Source organism: Phocaeicola faecicola (assembly GCF_013618865.1).
Taxonomy (GTDB): Bacteria; Bacteroidota; Bacteroidia; order Bacteroidales; family Bacteroidaceae; genus Phocaeicola; species Phocaeicola faecicola.
On sequence record NZ_JABSOE010000006.1, the window covers coordinates 35,307 to 51,480 of the forward strand.

The 16,174-nt window shown below is 50.8% G+C and carries 13 protein-coding genes; 6 read left to right on the top strand and 7 right to left on the bottom strand.

Annotated elements, in window-relative coordinates; translation table 11 throughout:
- Nucleotides 1–96 precede the first annotated feature (96 nt).
- The 3 genes from H3001_RS02965 to H3001_RS02975 all read right to left on the bottom strand — a co-directional run bounded on the left by H3001_RS02965 (nucleotide 97) and on the right by H3001_RS02975 (nucleotide 2,484).
- Entirely contained in the window at nucleotides 97–1,074 is a 978-nt protein-coding gene (locus H3001_RS02965) for a DNA/RNA non-specific endonuclease (protein ID WP_178244280.1), read from the bottom strand.
- A gap of 73 nt (nucleotides 1,075–1,147) precedes the next feature.
- Nucleotides 1,148–1,615: an alanyl-tRNA editing protein gene (locus tag H3001_RS02970; protein WP_178244279.1), complete on the bottom strand. Its 468-nt coding sequence runs from the start codon at nucleotides 1,613–1,615 to the stop codon at nucleotides 1,148–1,150.
- Nucleotides 1,616–1,644: 29 nt separating this feature from the next.
- A complete protein-coding gene (locus H3001_RS02975) occupies nucleotides 1,645–2,484 on the bottom strand; it encodes an ion transporter (protein ID WP_181214040.1) in 840 nt (279 codons plus the stop codon).
- A 369-nt stretch (nucleotides 2,485–2,853) separates the two neighbouring features.
- On the opposite strand from H3001_RS02975, the gene H3001_RS02980 reads away from it, so the two are divergent.
- The 4 genes from H3001_RS02980 to H3001_RS02995 are packed head-to-tail and all read left to right on the top strand — an operon-like array spanning nucleotide 2,854 to nucleotide 7,704.
- The gene (locus H3001_RS02980) at nucleotides 2,854–3,939 is read left to right on the top strand and encodes an HpaII family restriction endonuclease (RefSeq protein ID WP_181214041.1); all 1,086 of its coding nucleotides are present in this window, start codon (nucleotides 2,854–2,856) and stop codon (nucleotides 3,937–3,939) included.
- Complete coding sequence (locus H3001_RS02985) at nucleotides 3,936–5,144, top strand: MFS transporter (RefSeq protein ID WP_181214042.1); 1,209 nt, start codon at nucleotides 3,936–3,938, stop codon at nucleotides 5,142–5,144. The genes H3001_RS02980 and H3001_RS02985 overlap by 4 nt, the downstream gene beginning before the upstream one ends.
- Before the next feature lie 40 nt (nucleotides 5,145–5,184).
- Nucleotides 5,185–5,952, top strand: coding sequence for a patatin-like phospholipase family protein (locus tag H3001_RS02990; protein WP_181214043.1), 768 nt, complete (start codon nucleotides 5,185–5,187; stop codon nucleotides 5,950–5,952).
- 54 nt (nucleotides 5,953–6,006) lie between these two features.
- The gene (locus H3001_RS02995) at nucleotides 6,007–7,704 is read left to right on the top strand and encodes an alpha-amylase family glycosyl hydrolase (RefSeq protein WP_181214044.1); all 1,698 of its coding nucleotides are present in this window, start codon (nucleotides 6,007–6,009) and stop codon (nucleotides 7,702–7,704) included.
- Nucleotides 7,705–8,013: 309 nt separating this feature from the next.
- On the opposite strand, the gene fabD is transcribed toward H3001_RS02995, so the two are convergent.
- Nucleotides 8,014–8,901 (bottom strand): ACP S-malonyltransferase, encoded by an 888-nt coding sequence (gene fabD, locus H3001_RS03000; protein WP_181214045.1) that lies wholly within the window; start codon nucleotides 8,899–8,901, stop codon nucleotides 8,014–8,016.
- 99 nt (nucleotides 8,902–9,000) lie between these two features.
- Complete coding sequence (gene thiD / locus H3001_RS03005) at nucleotides 9,001–9,831, bottom strand: bifunctional hydroxymethylpyrimidine kinase/phosphomethylpyrimidine kinase (RefSeq protein WP_181214046.1); 831 nt, start codon at nucleotides 9,829–9,831, stop codon at nucleotides 9,001–9,003.
- A gap of 187 nt (nucleotides 9,832–10,018) precedes the next feature.
- On the opposite strand from thiD, the gene H3001_RS03010 reads away from it, so the two are divergent.
- Complete coding sequence (locus H3001_RS03010) at nucleotides 10,019–11,083, top strand: mannose-1-phosphate guanylyltransferase (RefSeq protein ID WP_178244773.1); 1,065 nt, start codon at nucleotides 10,019–10,021, stop codon at nucleotides 11,081–11,083.
- A gap of 152 nt (nucleotides 11,084–11,235) precedes the next feature.
- Here the strand turns inward: H3001_RS03010 and H3001_RS03015 are convergent, their stop codons facing one another.
- Both H3001_RS03015 and H3001_RS03020 read right to left on the bottom strand, forming a co-directional pair.
- A complete protein-coding gene (locus tag H3001_RS03015) occupies nucleotides 11,236–12,711 on the bottom strand; it encodes a tetratricopeptide repeat protein (protein WP_181214047.1) in 1,476 nt (491 codons plus the stop codon).
- A gap of 117 nt (nucleotides 12,712–12,828) precedes the next feature.
- Nucleotides 12,829–14,568: a glutamine--tRNA ligase/YqeY domain fusion protein gene (locus H3001_RS03020; RefSeq protein ID WP_181214048.1), complete on the bottom strand. Its 1,740-nt coding sequence runs from the start codon at nucleotides 14,566–14,568 to the stop codon at nucleotides 12,829–12,831.
- A 620-nt stretch (nucleotides 14,569–15,188) separates the two neighbouring features.
- Here H3001_RS03020 and H3001_RS03025 point away from each other — a divergent pair.
- Entirely contained in the window at nucleotides 15,189–16,073 is an 885-nt protein-coding gene (locus H3001_RS03025; RefSeq protein ID WP_181214049.1) for a TraB/GumN family protein, read from the top strand.
- The last annotated feature ends 101 nt before the right edge of the window (nucleotides 16,074–16,174 follow it).

Consider the following 16,174-nt stretch of genomic DNA (forward strand, 5'->3'; position numbering starts at 1 on the left):
ATACAAACAGACCGCAGGCAGACAGTAGAAAAGGAGTCACTCCCTTGCCACTGTCTGCCTGCGGTCTGTTGTGATATAAAATGTGCAGTTGTCGGTTTAATACGAAGGCATAGACGGAACCAGCGCCTCGATCCGGTTCTCCACCTCATCCGGCAATCTGGAAAAGAAATCCATGCCCGTAACCGATTCTACCGAGTCTACACTGACCATGTATTTCGAAATGGCCTGGTGATGTGCCTTGTTGTCGAACAGAAATCCCATTGCAATCGGATTTTTCCGGTTGTAGATCAGTACCACCTTATAAAACCGGTCGGGCACCGCCACCCGGTTTTTCCCGATACGCTTCGGACTCTTCTGGTCGTATATCGGTCCGCAGGCAATGTGTACCGTTCCGTACTTCTTGGCCCATTTCCGGCAAATCTCCTCCAGGTCGCCCCAGTCGTCACGGTTCAGTTTCTGATTTTGCGGGCAGATATTGCTCATGTAGAACGATTCCTGCATGGCCTGCTTGCTCCACTTCATATCGGCGGCAGGAGCCATGTGTCCGCGGTCGTATCCCGAGCCCGTATAGTCGGCATGCACCACCCGGGGTTCCGGCAGGTCGGGATCGGGTACAAACTTGTCTTTCCGTTCCTCTTTACCCTGTACCTCCTTGCGGGTCAGTTCCCACGCCACCCAGTTGGGTGTCTTATAATGCGGATTGTACGAAAGTGAATACCCCAGCCTTTCCAGTCTGATTTCCTCCCGCTTGCGGGTAAGGACAGGAATTTCCAGCCGGTTGATGCTTCCGGCAGTACCGCTCTGTACGGTGGCAGTCGACGTCTTTTCTTTGAGGGCTTCTCCCACCTTGCCCGATAGCTGACGACCGGTTTCGGTCACCTCTGTCTTGACTTCCTCCAGCTTGCCTGCCCATTCCTGCTGCAACTCCTTTCCCTGCAGCAATCCGCTGGCCTGCTGTCTGTGCTCATAAGCCCACAGTGCCACCCCGATGAGGAGCACCAGCAGTATGAATCCTTTCAGTGAACCCGTTGAGCCCTTTCCCTTAGGAGCCTTCTTGCCTTTTCCTTTTGCCATACACTTAATTTTTCCAGTTCTTGATTTACCCTTGTCCGTTCCGGATGTAATCCTTGGAAACGGACTTTCTTACTCACCCTTGAATCAACTTGAAACGCATCCGGAAAATTCCTTCCTTATAGTCGTGGCTGATGATTTTGAACGTACCGATTTCGGCAGTATTCTGTACGTGTGCCCCTATGCACAGACATTCGTCATAATCTCCTACTTTCACAATGCGTACGGTCTCCGATGCATTTTCCGGCAGGCGCTTGAGGTCGAAACGGTTCACCGCTTCCTGCTGGGTGATGAATTCGGTCGTGATGTCCAGGTGCTGCGAGATCACTTCGTTCACCTTTGCCTCTATCTCCTGGATTTCCTGTTCGGAAGGAGCCGAGGGAAGGGCAAAGTCGAGCTTGCTTTTCTTGCGTTCGATATGAGCCGATACCGCCCTGCCGCAGCCGAACAAATTGACCATGGTACGGTTGACGATGTGTTCGCAGGTATGCATGGGCGGATATTCCTGCTTGTTGTGTTCATTGAGTTGAATTTCCTGTTCCATAAATAAAGATAATGATTGAGTATAATTAGTTATTGTGCGTTTTCTTCCTCTTTCTTCTTTTCCTTGAGTGCCATCTCCTCCTTCTGTTTCTTTTCCAGAATCATGTTCATGAAGGCGGAACTGATGATACCGGTAGGAATGGCAATCATGGCAATGCCTATCAGACTGATGACGCTGCTCAGGATGCGTCCCAGCGGAGTAATCGGATAAATGTCTCCGTATCCCACCGTCGTAAAGGCCACTATCGCCCACCAGAATCCGTCACCGATATTCGCAAATGCCTTCGGCTGGGCGTTGCATTCGATGTAATACATCAGAATCCCCGAAAAACAGAGCATGATGCCGCAGGCCGTATAAGCCGTGACAAGTTCACTGCGTACCACTTTCAGTACGCTGCCTATCATCTGGAAAGAACGGGAGTAGCGTATCAGTTTGAAGATAATCAGGATATAGGCCAGTACGATGAGGTGTACGTGCGGACTTTCCTGATAAAAATAAATGACTACAAACGGCAGGATGGCTACACAGTCGATGATTCCGTAGAACGAAAAAAGATAGGTAAGCCGTGACATCCATTCTCCCTTTTGCGGATACTGTACCGGTGCGGCAATGATACGCAGTATATATTCGATGGTGAACACGAACGAGGCCACGTAGTTGAATTTGAACAGTTCGGTGCGGTAAGGCTTTGAATACGAGAACGAACTGAAGATTACGGCACAGATACATCCTACGATGAAAAACAGTACAAAACTCTGAAAACACCGGCTCATCAGTTGCCTGTGGATGGTGCGGTACAGTTTTTCATGGCGGATAAACCGCGGCAGGGGATTGAATTTGGGCTTAATCGGATTTTCGTTCAGCAGCATAACGGTTCAAACAATAAGGTGAATGGTTAGTTTTTGACAAATTTAGCATCATTTTCTTGAAAAACGAGGCGGGAAGCCCAAAAATGCGGAGGGATGCGGCAAGAAAAAGCGGATTTAGTTGCACTGCGACAGGGGAAATGCTTCCGTACGGGCATAAAAAAAGGAGTACCGCTGTACTCCAACCTTTGTTAACCTTAAATCTAATACTATGAAAAACACATTGCAAAGATACGGACTTTCCCTGATTCTGCAAATTAAAAAGGAAGAAAAATCTGTTTTATAACATGCTTTAAGATTTGCTTCTTTGTTAATGCTTCCTATTAACATTTCTTTTGTGTACCTTTGCCCCCGAAAACAGAATTTAGAGATATGGCATTTGAAGCAAGTAAGAGAGAATGGGGCGAACTGTATGCGTTCTTTCGCCTGCTGGCAGACGGAAAGGTAGCTGCCGGAACACCGGAAGTGACGGCGAACGAGGCGGTCAGCCTGCCGGTTGCAATGGTGCAGCGTGAAGAACACGACGGTACCCGTCGTTATATCATTGAGAAGGAGGAAATCCATATTGTCGGAGAGAATATGGACAAGCGTATCCCGCATGAAGATTTCGGAACGGTGGCCGACCTGGTGCTGGAGGCAATCCGCAATAGCCGGGAGGACGAGGTGACTTCGCCCGACGGAGTGGAGGAGTTCCTTGATGAGGTGGCTATTTTCGACCTTGAGGCCAAGACCGACGACCGCACGGATTTCAGTGTGGCGTTTTATTCGGTGGATGCTCCGCTCACCGGCTTTTGTGTACGCTCGCGCCTGGGAATGATGTTGCCTCTTATGGACGGAGGACGGGCTGCGAACTTCAAGTTTGAGCAGACCGGTGTCCGTTTTGCCACGCCTACTGTCAGCAAGATCAATGCGTATGGCGAGGAGGACGATGTCATCGGACGTATGCTGATGATCGAGCGTCTGGGAGGAGCGTTGAAATACAATGACGTGGCCGACAAGATTTTCCGCAGCAACCTTTCGATGATCGACCTGCACATGGGGCGTCTGCTGGCTGAAATGACGCGTCTGATGTGGCTCGACGGAATTACCCGTGTTTCCGATCTGACAGAGGAAATCAAGAAGAGCAATCCGTTGAAGATTAAGGATGAGCTTATCAACAAGCACGGATTCTATGAATATAAGATCAAGGAGTTCCTGCTGGCTCTGGCCAACGGAATGCGTCCGGCTAAGATGTACAACGGAACGGATTCGGCCATCGGGGGCTTTTTGCTGGTGACCGGAGCCGGTGAGGTGCTTTGCTATCAGCGGGCGTTCCGTCAGACTTTTGCCGACTTCCTCTTCTATAATTCCCGGTTGGAAAAGGGTTCTACCGAAAAAGACAAATACGGTTACCTGGAGCGGGAAAACGGAGTCTATTATTTTAAACTGAATCTGAAAGTCTCTTTGTTGAAACGATGAATGTAACACAAACAGATAAGAATACCGGGAGTATTGCTCTCGGTATTTTATTTGCGCTAAGTTTGGCGCATTGTACGAATGACACCCTGCAGTCGGTGATCATGGCGGTATATCCTGTGGTCAAGGAAGAACTGGCACTGAGCTTTGCTCAGGTGGGACTGATTACGATGGTGTATCAGATTGCCGCTTCGGTGTTCCAGCCGGTGGTGGGACTGGTGATGGACCGCCATCAGAAACCGTGGACCCTGCCCGTAGGAATGGCATTTATCTTTGCCGGACTGCTGATGCTGGCGTGGGTACATCATTTCTGGCTGTTGCTGGTTTCGGTGGCCTGTATCGGTATCGGTTCTTCCATTTTCCATCCGGAGGCTTCGCGGCTCACTTCCCTGGCTTCGGGAGGCAAGCGTGGTCTGGCACAGTCGCTGTTTCAGGTGGGTGGAAACCTGGGGAGCTCGTTCGGTCCGTTGCTTACTGCCTGGGTCATTGCGCCTTACGGACGGCAGAATGCCTCGCTGATTGCCATCCTGGCGGTACTGGGGATTGTGCTGATGATGCCTATCTGCCGCTGGTATTCGGTCCGCCTGAAGGAATGGGACGAGCGTCGCAAACGGAGTGAGGCGCAGCCGCACCAACGGCCTTATTCCCTGCGGAAGACGCTGATGGCCATCGGCGTGATCGTGGTACTGATTTTCTCTAAGTACATCTATATGGCCAGTCTGAGCAGTTACTATACGTTCTACCTCATTCATAAGTTCGGGGTGTCGGTTCAGGATTCGCAGATTTACCTGTTTGTGTTCCTGTTTGCCACGGCTGCCGGTACCCTGCTTGGGGGACCGATCGGCGACCGCATCGGCCGGAAATATGTCATCTGGGGGGCTATCCTCGGGGTGGCTCCGTTTACCTTGCTCATGCCTTATGTGGGACTGCTGCCTACGGTGGTGCTGAGCTTCCTTATCGGTTTTGTACTTTCTTCGGCTTTTCCGGCCATTCTGGTGTATGCGCAGGAACTGCTGCCTTATAAAATCGGACTGATTTCCGGACTTTTCTTCGGCTTTGCCTTTGGGGTAGCCGGTATAGCGAGTGCCGTACTGGGTAATTTTGCCGATACCTACGGCATTGAATATGTGTATCAGGTAGTGGCGTTTACGCCGTTGCTGGGACTGGCGGCTTATTTCCTGCCCGATTTGAAGGAGAGACATGCGTAAAAATCGTATATTTGCCTGTCTTTAAATAAACTTGACAATAATGGAACAGAAGAAATATCATACCGGCTTTGCCTTGAGCGGGGGCTTTATCAAGGGAATGGCGCATCTGGGGATGCTGCAGGCGTTGTTTGAGCACAATATCCGTCCGGAGATTCTCTCGGGTACGAGTGCGGGGGCGATTGTGTGTGCCTTTGTGGCCGACGGCAAGGAGCCTTTCGAAATCATGCAGCTGTTCTCGGAACGCTCGTTTACCGACCTTGCCAAGGTGCGTCCCAGTACGGAGAGCCTGATGCAGATGGATTATTTCATCGATTTCCTGGAGGACAACCTGAAGGCGAAGCGCATGGAGGACCTTCCGGTGCCGGTGGTGATTACGGCGACTGACTTCGATCATGGAAGGGTGGTGCATTTTACCGAAGGGGAAATCACGCACCGGATAGCGGCTTCCTGCTGTCTGCCTGTCCTTTTTACTCCGGTGGAGATCGACGGAGTGCACTATGTGGACGGAGGGGTATTCATGAACCTGCCGGTGACGCCGATACGCGACTGCTGCGAGCGGGTGCTGGCACTGAATGTGTGCAAGTTGAATACCGACAGTTATCACATGAACCTGCCCGGCATTGCCATGCGTGCCTATCATTTCATGTCGCAGGCCAATTCGATGACCGACCTGGCACTGGCCGACAAGGTGATTGCTCCCGATGGACTGGATGCTTTCCAGAATTACGAGCTGGACAAGGCGGAGGATATTTTCGGACTGGGCTATTTCGCCGCGCTGAAGGCCATCGAGGAATGGAAGGACAGATAGCGGCATTGGATGGAGAGATAAAATGAATTATATCAGATAAAGGAGAATAAGACTATGGATTCAAGTAAAAAAATGGTCATTTATCAGGTGTTTACCCGGTTGTTCGGCAACCGTACATGGAACAACGTGAATGGGGGTACACTGGCACAGAACGGTTGTGGAAAGATGAATGATTTCACTGACCGGGCATTGAAGGAAATCAGACAGCTCGGTGCAACGCATATTTGGTATACGGGGATTATTGCTCATGCCACACAGACGGATTATACGGCCTACGGGATTCCGAAGAATCATCCGGCAGTGGTAAAGGGAAAGGCCGGTTCGCCTTATGCCATCCGTGATTATTACGATGTGGATCCGGATCTGGCTACGGATGTGGCTCACCGCATGAAGGAGTTTGAGGACCTGGTGAAGCGGTCGCACCGTAACAAACTGGAGGTGATCATTGACTTTGTTCCGAATCACGTGGCCCGTGAGTATCACTCGATAGCGGCTCCTGAAGGGGTAGAGGACCTGGGAGCGTCGGACGACAAGAGCGTGGCTTTCCGTCCGGAAAATAATTTTTATTACATTCCGGGTACGCAGCTGGCCGGCGGTGTCGATTTGTGGGATGCCGAACAGGGGGCTTATGTGGAAAACCCGGCCCGGGCAACGGGCAACAACCGTTTTGATGCGTATCCGAATGTGAACGACTGGTACGAAACGGTGAAACTGAATTATGGAGTGGACTATGTGGGCAATACGGGATGCCATTTCTCACCGGTTCCGGATACGTGGAAGAAGATGCGTGACATCCTCCTGTTCTGGGCATCGAAGGGCATTGACGGTTTCCGTTGCGACATGGCGGAAATGGTGCCTTGTGAGTTCTGGGGATGGGCCATCCCACAGGTGAAGGAGAAGTTCCCGGAACTGATTTTCATTGCGGAGGTCTACAATCCGGCCGAATACCGGAATTACATTTTCAACGGTAAGTTCGACTACCTGTACGACAAGGTAGGCCTGTACGATACCTTGCGTGGAGTGGTCTGCGGCTATACTTCGGCCACTGCCATTACGGGGTGCTGGCAGGCGGTGAACGACATTCAGGGACACATGCTTAGCTTCCTGGAGAATCATGACGAACAGCGTATCGCTTCTGATTTCTTCGCCGGCGATGCACGGAAGGCGCTTCCGGCACTGGTGGTTTCTGCCTGCATGAATACCAATCCGATGATGGTATACTTCGGACAGGAACTGGGTGAAAGGGGCATGGACTGTGAAGGATTCAGCGGACAGGATGGCCGTACCACTATCTTCGACTACTGGACGGTTGATTCGCTCCGCCGCTGGGACAATGACGGACATTTCAATACGGGTCTGCTGACTCCGGAGGAGTGTGAACTGAGGGCATATTACCTGCATGTGCTCAATCTGTGCCGCAGGGAAAAGGCGCTGGCCGAGGGACAGTTCTTCGACCTGATGTATGTGAATACGGACAACTGGGCGATGAATGCTCACCGTCAGTATGCTTTCCTGCGGAAATCGAAGAAGGAAGTGCTGCTGGTAGTCGTCAACTTCGATGCGGCTGAGGCTCATATCTCGTTGAATCTGCCGCAGCATGCGTTTGAGTATTTCGAGATGGCTCCTCAGGAGAAGTGCAAGGCCAAGGACCTGATGACCGGTAAGGCAGAGACGCTGTCGTTTACCTGGGAGCATCCGGTGGCTTTGGATTTGCCGGGATACGGTGCCAAGATTTTGAAGATTAAGTGCTAAGCCGATGGCCGGAAGTTCCGGCTGGCGATATTTCCATACATCCTGAAGGGAGGAGTTTTCTTTAAGCAGAAAACGGTCAACCCATCGTTATGGAAGAGGAGAGACCTCGCGGTGTTTTTTGAAAAGGCCGCGAGGTCTTTGTTTTTCGTCGCGGCCTTTTCCGTCACGCATAACGGTGCGTTTCGGAACATTCCATTATGAGTTGCTTCCTGCATCACGGCATAAAAGAAAGGAGCCTGTCAGCCGGTTTCCCCGAAAGGATTCCGGCTGACAGGCTCCTGATGTTTTTTATGACCTTACGGTATCCGCTCAGGCGATACCGTGTGCATTGGCTTCCTTGTCAATCTTCTTGATGAGGCCCTGCAGTACTGCACCCGGTCCGCATTCTGTAAATTCAGTAGCTCCGTCGGCAATCATCTGCTGTACGGTCTGTGTCCAGCGTACAGAAGCTGTCAGCTGTGCCACCAGGTTTTTCTTGATTTCAGCAGGATCGGTATGCGGTTTGGCATCTACGTTCTGGTAAATCGGACATTTCGGAGTATGGAATTCAGTGGCGTTGATTGCAGCTTCGAGTTCCACCTTTGCCGGATCCATCAGCGGAGAGTGGAAAGCACCTCCTACCTTCAGCGGCAGGGCACGCTTGGCACCGGCAGCCTTCATCAGTTCGCAGGCCTTGTTGATGCCTTCGATAGAACCTGAGATGACAATCTGTCCCGGGCAGTTGTAGTTGGCTGCTACGCACACTTCGCCTTCAGCGCTTACCTGCGCACAGATTTCTTCTACTTTCTCATCGGGCAGGGCGATGATGGCAGCCATAGTCGAAGGCTGCATTTCGCAGGCTTTCTGCATGGCCATGGCACGGGCATATACCAGTCTCAGACCGTCTTCGAATGACAGGGCACCGGCAGCTACCAGGGCAGAGAACTCGCCCAGTGAGTGTCCGGCAGTCATTTCCGGCTGGAAGGCTTCGCCCAGGCAAAGTGCAGAGACGACAGAGTGCAGGAATACGGCAGGCTGTGTCACCTTAGTCTGGCGCAGGTCTTCGTCTGTGCCGTTGAACATAATATCAGTAATGCGGTATCCTAAGATTTCGTTTGCTTTTTCGAACAGTTCTTTTGCCAGCGGTGAATTGTCGTACAGGTCCTTGCCCATACCTACAAACTGTGCGCCCTGGCCAGGGAATACAAATGCTTTCATAAATTTATGCTTTAAGTTTAAGTTATATCGCAAAGTTAATGATTTATTTTGATTCATAAAATAAATGGCTGTATGGATGATAAATTTACAGCCTGCGGGTCAGTCCTCCAGGATGTGCATGCTTTCCGGCGAATGGAAATGGTTGAGCGGACCGTGTCCGTGTCCGATGCACACATCCTTTCCGGTCAGGATGCCCTGATGGACATACTGTTTGGCTTTCTGCACGGCCTCCGGCAGCGGATGACCGAGTGCCAGATAGGTGGCAATGGCCGACGACAGGGTACAGCCGGTACCGTGGGTGTTGCGGCTTTCCACCTTCCCGGCGGTGAAGAGATGGGGGTGCGCCTCGCCCCTGAGCTGGAGGACATCACACATTCCTCCTTCGGGCAGGTGTCCGCCTTTGATCAGTACGGCCTGGCAGGCATAGCGCTGCAGCAACTCAATGGCTGCAGCCTTCATGCCTTCTACGTCCGTTACCGGATAACCCAGCAACACCTCGGTCTCGCTCAGGTTGGGCGTAATCAGGGTAGCCAGGGGCATGAGCCGGGTAGTGATGGCAGCGATGGCCTCGTCTTCCACCAGCTTGCATCCGCTGGTAGACACCATCACGGGGTCGAAGACCACAAATTCGGGAGTATACCGCTGCAGGCAGTCGGCGATGACCTCCACGATGCGGGTATCGTTTACCATGCCGATTTTGACAGCCCGCGGACAGATATCGGTCATGACGGCCTCAATCTGGCCCTTTACGTATTCGGGCGGAACCGGATGAATGCCCGTGACTCCGCACGTATTCTGTACGGTAATGGCTGTGATGGCACTGGCAGCATAGGCCCCCAGGGCCGAAATGGCCTTGATATCGGCCTGAATACCAGCTCCTCCGCTGCAGTCGGAACCGGCAATTGTCAGTATACAAGGGTAATGTTTCATGGTCGCTAAGTAATGTTTCCTGCACAAAGATAAGATTTCCGTCTGTCTGATTGACTTCGGGAGGGATAAAAAAACGTTCCGGTACCCGCTTTCCGTTTCCGGTTGAGTTAAAATAGAGAATTAAGTTCTTTTCTTCGTTTGCATATAAATATTTTGTTATATTTGCATAAATGTAAATAAATGCAACATGAATATAAATAATAATCACGTAGTTGTCATGGCTGGAGGAATAGGCAGTCGGTTTTGGCCGATGAGTACCTCTGAAAATCCTAAACAGTTCATTGATGTGCTGGGATGCGGGAAAACTTTGCTGCAATTGACAGTGGACCGTTTCCGTGGGGTATGCCCTCCCGAGAATCTTTGGATTGTGACCTCCAGACGTTATGCGGATATTGTAAAGGAGCAATTGCCTGAAATTGCTGAAGACCATATACTTCTGGAACCGTGTCGCAGAAACACGGCTCCGTGCATCGCTTATGTAAGCTGGAAAATCAAGAAACTCAATCCGAAAGCGAATATCGTAGTCACTCCGAGCGACCACATCGTGATGGATGTCCCGGAGTTTGTACGTGTCATCAATTCGACATTGAAGTTTACTGCCGATTCGGATGCCATCGTCACTCTGGGTATGAAGACTACCCGTCCGGAAACCGGATACGGGTACATCGAAGCCGACCTGTCCATGGCCTGTCCGTCGAATCATGAGATTTACCGTGTAGATGCCTTTAAGGAAAAACCGGATCTGGAGACGGCCCGCCGCTACATCCAGCGGAAGAATTACTTCTGGAATGCAGGTATTTTCATCTGGAATGTCTCTACGGTCATCAATGCCCTGAGGGTTTACCAGCCGGGTATTGCGGAGGTATTCGAACGGATGATGCCTTATTACTTCACCGACCAGGAGCAGCAGATGGTGGATGAGCTTTTCCCGACGTGCGAGAGCATCTCCATCGACTATGCGGTGATGGAAAAGGCGGAGGAAATCTATGTGTTCCCGGCTTCGTTCGGATGGAGCGACCTGGGTACCTGGGGATCGCTGCATGAAAATTCGCGCAGGGATTCTCATGACAATGTCTGCATCGGCAATGACATCAAGGTGTACGAGACCCGCAACTGTGTGATTCACACTACCCAGGAAAAGAAGGTGGTGGTACAGGGACTGGACGGATACATCGTTGCCGAGAAAGACAATACCTTGCTGATATGCCGCCTGTCGGAAGAACAGCGCATCCGGGAGTTCTCGGAAGACTGATCAGGAATGGGATAGACATCAATGGAGGATATATATAAGAAGCGTCCGGAAGAACTGTTTGAAAGGTTCTTCCGGACGTTTCTTATTGTGTATGTCTCTCAGTCAGGCTTCCGTCATCCGTAACGGATGCTTCCTGGGGGATGGCCGGACACTTATTTTCCGCTTTCCTTGGGCAGGTAGGGAGAAGGGTCCAGCTCTCCGGACTGAATCTGCCGGGCAATGTCGTTGGCCAGAGTGAAGAACTCCGGATCGGGCATGGTCTGCTCCACGAAGACACGCTCGTTCTCGTCCAGGACTTCCGGACAGTAGACGGTACCCCTTACCAGATAAGTAAAGGTTTCCTGCGGCTGCTGGAGCAGGAAATAGCAATAAGCCATAAAGTAATAATTCCGTTGCATGATTTCGGGAAACTGTCTTTCCAGTTCCAGGAACGAATCCAGTGTCTCCAGGATGTAGTTGCTCCGCAGATAAGCAATGCCGATGATTTCCAGCGTCTCTCCTTCGCTGTAATAGGCATACTGCAAGGCCTTCTGAAAAGCCTGTTGCGCATCCTCCAGCCGCAACTGTTGCAGAAAATACTCTCCCTGCGCCAGATACAGTCCGCTGTGGCAGGCATCGTATGAGAACCCCGTTTCCAGATCCTTCCGGCATTCCTCCATCCGCTGCAGATGCAGGTTGGCCAGTGCCCGTTTGTGATAGAGATCGGCTATCTCCTCCTTCCTCAGCGAAGGAGTCTGCAGCAGCAGGTCGCAGTATTCCAGCACCTGAGGGAAATCCTGCAGCATGAAATGATGCATCAGTATCAGCGACTGGATGTATGTCTTGTCGGCAGCCTCTTCTTCGATGTGCTTCAGGCAGCGGAATCCCTCTTCCGTCTGTCCGTTGATGAACATGCAGTGACTTTTCAGTTCCCAGTTGGTCAGGTCCCTGTCATCGATGGCCATGGCAAAATCCATGGCTTCCATTGCCTTTTCCATGTTCATGGTCCGGATGTAACACTTGATCAGGTTCTGCCACAAGTCAAGATTGTACGGATTCTCGTCCAGGATACGGTTGTACAGGGAAGCAGCCTTCTCCATGTCTCCCGACGAGAAATAATAGGAAGCCAGCATCTCCAGTACGTCCGGACTGTCGGGCTTCTCCCGGTACGCTTTTTTGAGCCATCGGGCAGCCGTATGCAGTTCCTGTGCATCCATGTAGACCTGTGCAATGTCCAGCATGACATCCGTCTCCGGATTTTCCTGAAACAGTCCTTCGAGCAAGGCCTGTGCTTCCTCGCTTTCACCTTTGGCCAGCAACAGTTCGGCCTTCATCAGCTGTACCTCATAGTCGGAGGAATCGGGGAGGGAGGCAATCAGCCATTCCGCCTCTTTCAGCTTGCCCGACAGAATCAGGTTTCTGCCCTTGAAAACCAGCAGGTCCAGGTTGTCCGGATGCAGTTCCAGTCCGTACTCAATGACCTTTTCCGAATTGAATACGTCGTTGCGGCCGGCATAATACTCGGCCAGCAGGGTCAGCTCTTCACTTTCGAAATACGCTTTCCGGTTTTCCCTGATCATTTCTTCATACTGCCGGAGGGTCTGTTTGAACTCAGGTTTGTCGAATGCAGAAGACATGTCATTTCTCATTACTGCTTGGTGGAATAAAAAATTGATGCAATTTCTAGTTTAGATAGATATTGCCACCTGCGGTGAGGCAAGTGGCAATATCAGGGCCTGTGAGAGCCGGTATCCGGTGTGTGCCGGTTATTTGTTGATCTTGCTCCAGGTATCCTTCAGAGATACGGTACGGTTGAATACCAGATGGTCTGGAGTACTGTCCTTGTCGACATTGAAGTAGCCGATGCGCTGGAACTGCAGGTAATCGAGCGGTTTGGCTTCCTGCAGGAACTTCTCTACGTAGCAGTTGCTCAGTACCTTCAGAGAGTCGGGATTGATCATTTCCTGCATAGCCTCGAGCGGTGAACAGTTCTTGGCTTCACGGATAGCAGCCATCTCATCGCGCGGATTTTCCACCTTCCACAGACGGTCGTACAGACGTACTTCTGCCGGGAGACAGTGGTCGCAGCTTACCCAGTGCAGGGTACCCTTCACCTTGCGGTTGGCTTCCGGCATACCGCTCTTGGTATTCGGATCGTATTCGGCATATACTTCCACTACTTTTCCGTTCTCGTCTTTCTTGCATCCGGTACATTTTACAATGTAGGCATTCTTCAGACGCACTTCCTGTCCCGGAGTCATGCGGAAGAATTTCTTCGGAGCCTCTTCCATGAAGTCGTCGCGTTCCATCCACAGCTCACGGCTGAACTCGATGGTGTGAGTACCTGAGTTCGGATCTTCCGGATTGTTGATGGCTTCCATTTCTTCCACCTTTCCTTCCGGATAGTTGGTCAGAATCAGTTTCACCGGATCCAGTACGGCAGAAACACGGGTAGCACGTGCGTTCAGGTCTTCACGTACCGCACTTTCGAGCAGGGCGAAGTCGTTGAGCGCATCGTAAGTGGTATATCCGATTTTGTCCACGAACTTGCGGATAGACTCCGGTGAGTATCCACGACGGCGGAAACCGCAGAGGGTCGGCATTCGAGGGTCATCCCAGCCGTTTACCAGTCCTTCTTTCACCAGAGTCAGCAGGTTACGCTTACTCATCAGCGTATAGCTCAGGTTCAGCTTGTTGAACTCATACTGGTGAGGACGGTTGTCGTCGAGGTCCTTGCCTTCTTTCACCCAGTCGACGAACAGGTCGTACAACGGACGGTGCACCACAAACTCCAGGGTACAGAGTGAATGGGTTACGCCTTCGAAATAGTCGCTCTGACCGTGTGCAAAGTCGTACATCGGATAAGCCTTCCATTTGTCGCCTGTACGGTGATGAGGAGTCTTTACCACACGGTACATGATCGGGTCACGGAAGTGCATGTTCGGGTTGGCCATATCGATTTTGGCACGGAGTACCATCTTTCCTTCTTCGATTTCTCCGCTGTTCATCTTTTCGAACAGGGCCAGACTCTCCTCAATCGGACGGTTGCGGTAAGGACTTTCCGTTCCCGGCTGGGTAGGAGTACCTTTCTGTGCCGCAATCTCTTCAGAAGTCTGTTCGTCTACATAAGCCTTGCCTTCCTTGATCAGACGGATGGCAAAGTCCCACAACTGCTGGAAATAGTCGGAAGCATAATATTCATTTCCCCACTGGTATCCCAGCCACTGTATATCTTCTTTAATCGCTTCTACGTATTCTACATCTTCCTTGGTAGGATTGGTGTCATCGAAACGAAGGTTGCATACACCTCCATAACGCTGTGCAATACCGAAGTCCATGCAGATGGCCTTGGCATGACCGATATGCAGATATCCGTTTGGCTCTGGCGGGAAACGGGTCTGTATTCTGCCGCCGTTCTTTCCTTCTTTTAGATCTTTTTCTACAATTTGTTCTATGAAGTTCAAGCTTTTCTTTTCTGAACTTTCAGTTGTATTCATTTCAGTCATAGCGTTTCTTTATATTACACTTAATTCTGCAAATTTAATGATTCTTTCCTGAACTACCTATAAAAAGGAAGTGATACTGTTGTGTTTTTGAAAAAAATACTATCTTTGTCTTACCGTAGGGTGCGGCCAGACGTGAACAGGCCCTTTTTTGAAAGAAAAAGAAGAAAAAAATAAAAACATGTTTAACGACATAGTTTTTTATTTGCCTACCTCAAAAAAAGCCTGCATCTTTGCGGTGTTATCCTGAAAACAATCTTTTTACCTTAAAAAAAAACTAATACCTATTGAAAACTTAAAAAAGGCTCTTTGTGAAAAGCGCCTTTTTTTATTTTATAGCCTCTGTATCCCGAAAGCCGCCAGTGCAGGAGGTATTCCACCGGTTTCCGCGGTTTTTCTGATTTGTTTCCAAGGGAGATTTTCTTTTTCTTTATGTAGGATTTTCCGAAGGGGGAAGTCGGGGCGGGGTGTACCCGTATGTAGCGGTGTGGACCGTAAGGTGAAGGTGGAAGTATTAACCTAAAGATAACTTAGTGATAACCTAAATTCTGCTTTCCTGTACTTACCTTTGCACTATCAGAAAACCTTTGAATGAAGTCTCACTAAAATAAAAAATGAACACGATGAAAAAGACATTGGCAATTGTGGTGCTGCTCTGCATCACCCTCGGCGCTCAGGCGCAACTGTTATGGAAGGTATCCGGCAACGGACTTGACCGTCCTTCGTACGTATTTGGAACCCATCATCTGGCACCTCTCAGCATCAAGGACAGCATCGCTAGTCTGCAGCAGGTCATCGACCGGACGGAACAGGTATATGGTGAAATCATCATGGGAGATTCCATCAGTCCGGAAGCAGTCATGGTGATGCAGCGGGCCATGACACTTCCCGCCGATACTACCCTGAAAAGTCTTTATACACAGGCGGAATATGATACTCTGGCCGCTGTGGTGAAGAATTACATGGGGGTAAATCTTGCCATGTTGGATAAAGTGAAACCGGCTGCCATTACGGCACAGCTGTCGGTGGTACTGGCCATGAGGTCGTTGAAGGGATTTAATCCGCAGGAGCAGCTTGATACCTGGTTTCAGGCCCAGGCACGGCGGGCAGGAAAGAAGGTGGGTAGCCTGGAAACCATTGATATGCAGGCCGATCTTCTCTACCAGTCGCAGAGCCTGGCACGGCAGGCAAGTTTGCTGTACTGTGCGGCTACACACATCGGACAGGGAATCGATCAGGCTGTCCGCATGAACCGGGCCTATATGGCACAGGACCTGGATGGGCTTTTGGCCGTGATGGAAGAACAGGCGGACGATGTCTGTGACAATACTCCGGAAGAGATTGATGCCCTTGTCTATCACCGCAATGAGAACTGGAGCCGTCAGTTGCCGGAAATCATGAAACAGTCACCCACCCTGTTTGTCGTGGGTGCCGGACATCTGCCCGGTACGCGGGGACTGCTGAAACTGCTTCAGCAACAGGGATATACGGTGGAAGCCATGAAGTAGGTTGTCTGGCCGGCGCTCACTCTTTGTTCATAAGATAAGCCACGGCTGCATAAAATCCCGGTGATACGGCTTTGCAACTTCCCGGTGATGCCGCTTTGCAG